The 5918-nt window shown below is 55.7% G+C and carries 7 protein-coding genes; 4 read left to right on the top strand and 3 right to left on the bottom strand.

All coding sequences use genetic code 11. The features are described from left to right. The first annotated feature begins 100 nt into the window (after positions 1-100). From tnpA to E2L05_RS21390, 4 genes are all read left to right on the top strand, one after another. A complete protein-coding gene (gene tnpA / locus E2L05_RS20255; RefSeq protein ID WP_133342751.1) occupies positions 101-469 on the top strand; it encodes an IS66-like element accessory protein TnpA in 369 nt (122 codons plus the stop codon). Beyond that, positions 466-813 (top strand): IS66 family insertion sequence element accessory protein TnpB, encoded by a 348-nt coding sequence (tnpB, locus tag E2L05_RS20250; RefSeq protein WP_208016246.1) that lies wholly within the window; start codon positions 466-468, stop codon positions 811-813. The genes tnpA and tnpB overlap by 4 nt, the downstream gene beginning before the upstream one ends. A 62-nt stretch (positions 814-875) precedes the next feature. Next, a complete protein-coding gene (gene tnpC / locus E2L05_RS20245; RefSeq protein ID WP_133342750.1) occupies positions 876-2474 on the top strand; it encodes an IS66 family transposase in 1599 nt (532 codons plus the stop codon). A gap of 28 nt (positions 2475-2502) precedes the next feature. Further along, positions 2503-2634 (top strand): alpha-glutamyl/putrescinyl thymine pyrophosphorylase clade 3 protein, encoded by a 132-nt coding sequence (locus tag E2L05_RS21390; RefSeq protein WP_165971833.1) that lies wholly within the window; start codon positions 2503-2505, stop codon positions 2632-2634. On the opposite strand, the gene E2L05_RS20240 is transcribed toward E2L05_RS21390, so the two are convergent. The 3 genes from E2L05_RS20240 to E2L05_RS20230 all read right to left on the bottom strand — a co-directional run bounded on the left by E2L05_RS20240 (position 2631) and on the right by E2L05_RS20230 (position 5899). After that, positions 2631-3737, bottom strand: coding sequence for an ImmA/IrrE family metallo-endopeptidase (locus tag E2L05_RS20240; protein WP_165971832.1), 1107 nt, complete (start codon positions 3735-3737; stop codon positions 2631-2633). The two genes, E2L05_RS21390 and E2L05_RS20240, sit on opposite strands and share 4 nt — an antisense overlap. A 588-nt stretch (positions 3738-4325) precedes the next feature. After that, the gene (locus E2L05_RS20235) at positions 4326-4538 is read right to left on the bottom strand and encodes a hypothetical protein (protein ID WP_133344824.1); all 213 of its coding nucleotides are present in this window, start codon (positions 4536-4538) and stop codon (positions 4326-4328) included. A gap of 603 nt (positions 4539-5141) precedes the next feature. After that, a protein-coding gene (locus tag E2L05_RS20230; RefSeq protein ID WP_133342084.1) for an IS5 family transposase occupies positions 5142-5899 on the bottom strand; the annotation gives its coding sequence in 2 pieces (ribosomal slippage) (positions 5142-5578 and positions 5578-5899; 759 coding nt in all). Positions 5900-5918 lie beyond the last annotated feature (19 nt).

The raw sequence follows: 5918 nt of genomic DNA, 5'->3' as shown, positions 1-5918 counted from the left end.
CGTAACCGCCCGATTGGCACCGCCTGCCTAATTTTGGCGTGATGGTTTAAGATACGTGCATAGCGACGTCGTTAGTGACGTGTCTTATGCGGAGGGTGTCATGCGGGGCGAGGTCCTTGGTTTTGAGCGGCGGCGGCGCTGGAATGATGATGACAAGTTGGCGATTGTTTCATCCGTCGGCATTGACGGGGCGACGGTCACGCATGTTGCGCATAGGCACGATGTGACGCGCCAGCAGATTTACCGATGGCGGCATGAGCTTAAGAAGAAGGGGCTTTGGCCCACCGGCGAGGGCGCAGTTTTTCTACCAATTGATTTCCATGTTGCAGACGTAGTGTCATCAGCCTCGGAGCCCACACCGCCGTCTGCGGTGGAGCTTTCCTTGAACAATGGACGTTGCTTGCGATTTGATACTGGCGTGGAAGCAGCCGCGCTGACGCGATTGATCCGGGCGGTGGAAGCCGCGTGATCGGTCCGGGAACCGGGGTTCGGGTTTATCTGGCCTGTGGGGTGACGGATATGAGGAAGGGCATCGCGGGCCTTTCGATCTTGGCGCAGGACGTGTTGCGCCAGAAGCCAGCAAGTGGCGCGGTGTTTGCCTTTCGTGGACGACGGGGTGATCGGTTAAAGCTGCTGTACTGGGATGGTCAGGGCTTTTGTCTTTACTACAAGGTTCTGGAGCGGGGGCGGTTTCCATGGCCAAGCGCCCAGGATGGGGCTGTGCGGATGACCTCGGCGCAACTGGCGATGCTGTGGGAGGGGATCGATTGGCGTAGGCCAGATTGGGGTGCGCCACCGGCCCGCGTTGGTTGATTTATCTATCTGATATTGCTTATTTATATAGTGTTTTACTGTAAGTTTTGGTAATTTGCGCCATGCTGATTGATACTGAAAACCTGCCAGATGACCCCGTTCGTTTGAAGGCGATGATTGCGACTTTGCAGGCGGAGAATGCCAAGATATCGGCGACACTGCGGGCCCATGATCAATTGGTACAGGCCTTGCGGCTGCGGATCGCAAAGCTGCAGAAACAGGCGTTTGGTGCAAGCTCGGAAAAGATCGAGCGCGAGATTGAACAGCTTGAGTTGGCGCTGGAAGACCTACTGGTCGCGGTCGCTGAGGCGGAAGACGCACCGCTTGATGAAGATGAGGCTGACGCACCATCTTCTGCTGCATCCGAGCCGGTTGAGAATAAACCCCGCCGTCGCCCGCGTGTCTCGGACACGACCCCGCGTGAGCGCCGCGAGCTTGATCCCGGTGCCGCGTGCCCCGATTGCGGCGGTGATCTGCGGATCGTTGGTGAGGATGTCAGTGAACTGCTCGATATGATCACAGCGCAGCTCAAGGTGATCGAGATTGCCCGCATCAAGAAGTCCTGCCGCCGCTGCGAAAAGATGGTGCAGGTGCCCGCACCCAGCCGCCCGATCCCGGGCAGCATGGCGGGGCCCAATCTACTGGCGCATGTTTTGGTCTCGAAATTTGACGATCATCTTCCGCTTTACCGACAGAACGAAATCTTCGCGCGTATGGGGGCTGACATTCCAGACAGTACGCTGGTCGATTGGTGTGGGCGCGCGATGCAGGTTCTCCGGCCCATCATTGAGCGGGTCGAGGCGCATATCATGGCAAGTGATCTGCTGCATACAGATGACACGCCAATCCGGGTGCTGGACCGTGCGCGACGCGATAAGGGGTTGGGTAAAGGCGTGAAACAGGGCCGTATCTGGGCCTATGTCCGTGATCAGCGACCATGGGCGGGCACAGCGCCGCCGGGGGCGGTTTATTACTTTGCCCCTGACCGAAAAGGCGAACATGTCCGCCAGCACCTGCAAAACAGTAGCGGTATCTTGCAGGCAGACGCCTATGCCGGGTTCAATGCGCTGTATGAGAAAGGCCCTGACGGCAACAGTCAGTTCAAGGAGGCCGCCTGTTGGGCGCATCTGCGTCGCGACTTCCATGATGTATGGGCGTCGGACAAGTCACAGATCGCTCGTGAGGCCCTCGACAGGATAGGGAAGCTCTATGACATCGAGCGCGAAATCGCAGGTCAATCAGCTGATACGCGCCTTGCAGCACGCCAAAAGCTGAGCAAACCGAAGGTTGAGGCCTTCAAACTCTGGGCCGAACAACAGCTGACGCGGATCCCCGGCAAGAGCGATCTGGCGAAAGCCTTTCGTTATGGTCTGAGCCGTTGGCCGTCGTTCTGTTTGTTCCTTGAGGATGGTCGCGTGGCTATCGATAATAACGCGGCAGAACGTGCCATGCGCCCGATCGGGATTGGGCGCAAAAACTGGCTCTTTGCGGGTGCTGACACCGGGGCGGAAACTTTGGCGCGTGCGATGACGATCATCGAAACCGCAAAGCTGAACGCCATCGATCCACAAGCCTACCTTGCCGACGTCCTCGACCGCATCCACGATCACAAAATCAACCGGATCGACGAACTGATGCCTTGGAACTGGGGGTCAGCCTAAACCGTGGTATCAATCGGGCGGTTACGCTATAACAGGCCGGGCTCTAGAGCCTCGTGTTGATGCATTAGATGGTATCCTTGGCGTCGGAAAGCAGGTCATTGAGGACAGTTTGTGCAACTGGCAGAAAAGTCCTGATATCTATATGTATTTCCGAGGCTAAGATATCATCGGTATGAGGGTATTGCCATTCCATCTGTAGCGGCGTTTCAATTCATTGAATTGGTGGGGTTGGAGAACCCCTGCCTTCTGAAGCTGCCCTACGATAATGCCCGGAGTTACCCCTGCTTTACGGGCGATTTTGCGGGTATGTAGGCGCGTTGGAATAGCGTTAAGCATCTCATCTCTGAGGCTAGCTGGTACAAGGATATCTTGAGCGAAAGCATCGGCTTCGTCCTCACATTTAGATGCACCTAGTGGGGAAGGATCGCTGCCATCGACGGATATGTGGTCAGTTCCATGCAAGACAACGTGCGCTGCCTCGTGAAAGAATGTGAACCAGAAATGGTCTTCGCTCAAATAGCGAAAACTCACCAAAATGATGGGATTGCCGTTCGTATTCGTCCAAGTTGCTCCGCTTGCTCTACACCCTTTCGGGGCCTTGGAACTCACCAAACCCACACCATATTCTGCGCAGGCTTGTTGTAGTTTGGGGAAGAATATATCTGGACGCTTTAAAGCACAAAGACTCTTTAGCTCAGGCAGACGCTTCTTAAATTGGTTCGCCGAAAAATTCGCAAGCGGAAGATCTTCACTTTGTGTCTCGCCAACACGCAACCAAGCCAACGTAGCCATTTCGTCGGCTTCAAATGCAAATGAAGTGCGAAAAGCAACTTGGCCAATCCCCGCCGAGTACCGTTCATTCCAACCATTAATGCTGTCGCATCCAAAAAATCTTAGAATGTCCTCGGACAAGCGCTCTCCACGAGACCCTTTGGGTAGCCAACCGAGTTCGCGCAGTGCTCGTGCAGGGAATGACTGCCCCCATGTCGAAAGCGATTGGATCGGCGCAGAATTTGTAATCCTCGCTTTGTCGGCCACGAATTGATTGTATCGCTCACTCCAGAACTGTCGTGATGCACCAAGTTCTGCTGATAGTGCGTCCGCGATTTCAGAGCAAATTTGGACCCGCCCTTCCATGATGCCCGCAAATACATCTTCTTCAAAACCGATGCGTTCAGCCAACTCATAAATCGGAACATTTCCAGCTGCGGCCAGTCGAGATATCGTATCGCCCGGTGGAGAAGCCCAGTTTGGTTCAAACATCAAGCCAATTCCTCCCCGCCAATATCGATAAAATCCAAATGTATGCGATGGGCGCTTTTCCACGCATCGTCGCCGCCGGAGGCAGTTATCACGGTTCTCAAAATGCATCCAGTGGAGATGAACCAGTCCAGTTGGAAGCAGTCTTGGTCTCTCGTTGCCAATTTTGGGCTGCCTGGGACGTCACCCGCAAAGAGGGCAGCTCTGAAATCTGCTACCAAACCAATGAATGCCTGCCCCGTCTCACTTCCGAGATGGTGGTAGGCCTTCTTGGGTTCTGTTGCCAAATCCCTCATGAGTTTGCTCGAAAAAGACGGTTCCAAGGGCTTTGTTTCTCGACTATTGCGCTACATAGAGCCTTGGAAGGCGCACGGCTCACCATATCTGCCCAATGATCATACATACAGAAGGTGTAGCTAGCGCTGCGGCGAAAGTCACGCCAGAATTAACCATTAGCGATTTCTGAGGCGAAGCAACCTAAAGGGATGGTTCGTGTCAATATGGATGCGCATGGCGATCATCATGCCAGCGCAGACACCGAAAAAGGGCGCTAATCGCGCGCCCTTGACTTCCTGTACTCCTGTCAGCGGTTTACTTTGAACTAACTGGATGCAGGTTCCGGCGTGCCTCCTTCTCGGCGGCGGATCCTTTCAGCCATTGCCACGGAGTGCGCGGCTTTCGCGCCTTCGCCATTTCGGGGTTCGCCTTGGCGTCGCTGGCAGCAGCGCGCAGGCGTTCGCGGGCCTCACGTGGGTCGATCTTGAGTTCTTCGCAAAGGGCTTTCAGCGTGATGATGTCGGGCATGTCGATCTCCTAGGTTTCTGATGAAGATCGATAAGACGCCCGCCAGTGGGCTGTCAGGGATAACCCCAGAACGTCTTTAGCTTTTCTCGCATTGCTGCTACCACTGATCTCGACATGGCAGACGCGGCCATGTTGGGGCTTAGAAACCCCTCACGTACTAGGTCGAGAAATCGGCTGAACACCTTTGACCCTATGGTCGGGGTGCCTGTGTTATACAACAGGCCCCGGCTAAAGGCACAGGGACCGTGTACGTGCGGTTTTCTAACACCCCGATCACCAGTCAATTGCGAGGGCGCTCGCGGATCGGGGACCGTTGGAGCTTTCACTGTCCAATCCCATTTCTTGGGTTGAGCGCAAGACCCTGCCGGATCGTGCAGGCGTCTACGTCATCGCCCGTGGCAATCCAGACAACACGGTCTACATCGGGCGGACTTGGGGTGCGAAAGGTATCCGCAACCGTATCCGCACGTTCAATAGGTCAGCCATGACCGGACTAAAAGGACATGCTGGTGGAGTTACCTTCCACGGTGTGTTCAACGGCGACACATCCGATCTGTTCGTATCAGTACACCTACCGGATGGTATCGACACTAGGGTCAGGACTCATAGCCAATAGATGACGAGCGCAGCGAGTGTGATGGCTGACAGAAAGACCTTTGGGCATCTGTCGTATCGCGTTGCGACACGCCGCCAATCCTTCAACCTGCCGAACATGATCTCGATCCGGTTGCGCCTCTTGTAGCGGCGCTTGTCGTACTTTACCGGTTTCTTCCGCTGCTTCCGTCCCGGGATGCAGGCGCGTATCCCTCTGTTTTTTAACGCTTCTCTGAACCAATCGGCATCATATCCTCGGTCTCCCAGCAGCCACCCCACCTTTGGCAAACTGCCGACCAGGGCGCGGGCACCGATGTAATCGCTGACCTGTCCTGCCGTGACGAAGAGGTGGAGCGGTCGGCCCTGGCTGTCGCAGACGGCGTGCAGCTTCGTGTTCATGCCGCCTTTGGTTCGACCGATCAGGCGTCCACGCCCCCCTTTTTCACGCCCATGCTGGTCGCTGTTCGGTGGGCTTTGAGATACGTCGCGTCGATCATGACGGTCTTCTTTTCGCCGTGTTCGGCAGCCAGACCTGCCATCATTCGGGCGAAGATACCCTTGTCACTCCACCGCTTCCAACGGTTGTACAGCGTCTTGTGTGGGCCATAGGCCGACGGGGCGTCCCGCCATCGCAACCCATTGCGATTGATGAAAATGATCCCACTCAACACACGTCGGTCATCAACGCGGGGCTTGCCGTGGGACTTCGGAAAGAAGGGTTCAAGACGCGCCATCTGCGCGTCCGTAAGCCAGAAAAGATCAGACATGTTCACCGCTCGTTTTCGA

Origin of the sequence: Meridianimarinicoccus aquatilis (genome assembly GCF_004358675.1) — a bacterium.
Classification (GTDB): Bacteria; Pseudomonadota; Alphaproteobacteria; order Rhodobacterales; family Rhodobacteraceae; genus Meridianimarinicoccus; species Meridianimarinicoccus aquatilis.
The sequence above is the reverse complement of the archived record's forward strand: the minus strand, read 5'-3'. Positions and strand labels throughout refer to the sequence as shown.